This window comes from Mesorhizobium sp. M7A.F.Ca.US.005.03.2.1, assembly GCF_003997795.1.
GTDB lineage: Bacteria > Pseudomonadota > Alphaproteobacteria > Rhizobiales > Rhizobiaceae > Mesorhizobium > Mesorhizobium ciceri.
Genome location: NZ_RZRP01001053.1, coordinates 1 through 1,895, shown reverse-complemented (window position 1 = coordinate 1,895; position 1,895 = coordinate 1). Strand labels below are relative to the sequence as shown.

General features: G+C 64.2%; 1 protein-coding gene and 1 pseudogene. One reads left to right on the top strand and one right to left on the bottom strand.

The genetic code is table 11. From position 1 onward, the window contains the following. Nucleotides 1-699 (top strand): annotated as a pseudogene (locus EN991_RS34475) (metalloprotease); the annotation flags it as partial. A 24-nt stretch (nucleotides 700-723) separates the two neighbouring features. Here EN991_RS34475 and EN991_RS34470 read toward each other — a convergent pair. Then, nucleotides 724-1,587 (bottom strand): RNA polymerase factor sigma-32, encoded by an 864-nt coding sequence (locus EN991_RS34470; RefSeq protein WP_027162506.1) that lies wholly within the window; start codon nucleotides 1,585-1,587, stop codon nucleotides 724-726. Between the last annotated feature and the right edge of the window lie 308 nt (nucleotides 1,588-1,895).

The following is a 1,895-nucleotide window of genomic DNA, read 5'->3' as shown; positions in this document are numbered from 1 at the left end:
CGCCATGCCCGCCAGTTCGGCGCGCCGGGCGTCGGCACGCGCGACCGCGATTCCTTCCTCGCCGGCATAGACGGCCTGCTCTATGGCGACACGCCGGAAGAAGGCTATGTGCGCGGCGAAACCTTCCTGCATCCGGGCCTTGGCGTTTCGTTCACGGTACCGGACGGCTTCATCATCGACAATTCGGCGGCAGCGGTGACGGCCACCGGCCCCGGCGACATAGCGATCCGTTTCGATGGCGTGTCGATCGACAAGAACCGGGCGCTGACGGACTATATCCGCAGCGGCTGGGTGGCTGGTCTCGTCGACAGCAGCGTCAGGCAGGAAACCATCAACGGCAACGAGGCAGCGACCGCGCATGCCGGCGCCGAAGGCTGGCAGTTCGACATTGCGGTGATCCGCGCCGGCGGCCAGGTCTATCGGCTGCTGACCGCGGCCCCTTCGGCCAGCACGTCGCTGGACACAATCGCCCGCTCGGTCAGCGGCTCGTTCCGGATCTTGAGTGCCGCCGAAAAGGCGGCGCTGAAGCCGCTGCGCATCCGCGTCGTCACTGTCCAGCCTGGGCAGACGATGGGTTCGCTTTCGGCGCAGATGGTCGGCGTCGACCGTAAGCTCGACCTGTTCCGCGTCCTCAACGCGCTGTCGCCTGGTGCCGCGGTTTCGGCCGGCGACAAGGTCAAGATCGTCACGGACAAGTAAGAGCCCCTGGACGCCTGCCGCCGTTCACGCGGCAGTCGCCATGAACTCCGGATTCTGCTTCACCAACGCGACCTTCAGCTTTTCCATGGCGCGAGCCTCGATCTGGCGGACGCGTTCCTTGGAGATGCCGAGGGTTTCGCCGAGCGCTTCCAGCGTCGCGCCCTCGTCGTTAAGCCGGCGTTCCTCGATGATCCTCAACTCCCGTGCGTTGAGCGCGCGAAGCGCCTCCCTCAGCCAGAGCGAGCGGCGCGCGACATCGATCTTGTCGCCGACGATCTCGTCGGGCAGCGGATCGTCCGAGACCAGGAAATCCATGCGCTCGGTCGAACCCGCATCGTCGGCAACCGGCATGTTGAGTGAGGAGTCGGGAGCCGACAGCCGCGAATCCATCATCGCCACGTCGGCTTCGGAGACGCCGAGTGCTTCCGATACTTCGCGATAGAGCGTTGCGTTTGACAGTGGCTCGGCGCCATTCGCCAGCCGCGCGCGCAGGCGTCGCAGGTTGAAGAACAGCGCCTTCTGCGCCGAGCTGGTGCCGCCACGCACGATCGACCAGTTGCGCAGGATGTAGTCCTGCATCGAGGCCCGGATCCACCATGTCGCATAGGTCGAGAACCGCACCTCGCGCTCCGGCTCGAAGCGGGCGGCGGCCTCGAGCAGCCCGACATGACCCTCCTGGACCAGGTCGCCGAGCGGCAGGCCGTAATGGCGGAATTTGGAGGCCATGGAAATGACCAGCCGCATATGCGCGACGGTGATGCTGTGCAGCGCGTTCTGGTCGTTGTCCTCTTTCCAGAGCAATGCAAGCCGATGCTCTTCGTCACGTTCGAGGTAGGGAGCCTTCATTGCCGCGCGGACCATGATCCGTCCTGCCGTGTCTTCCATCATGAGGCGCTCCCTGGGTGGTGCGGATGACTTTGCAAACTTGGCTGGCGCCCGGGTTGAAATGGCGGCGCCGTGCCCTAGAACAGCCAGAACTGCCATGCGCGGGAAAGGTTCCGCGACCGTGGCTGCGGGATTGTGTTGCCCGACGGGCTCCGGGGATGATCCGCGACAGTTCTGGTGTCGGCTGGAAAGCGCCAGTTTGAGTATGCGATTTCAGAAACTGGTTGTTTTTGGAATTCTGTTCCTTATTTTTTCGGCTTGCATCTGTCAGTTTCCAGCGCTCACAATATGCCGGTCGGCCGGCCAAGGAC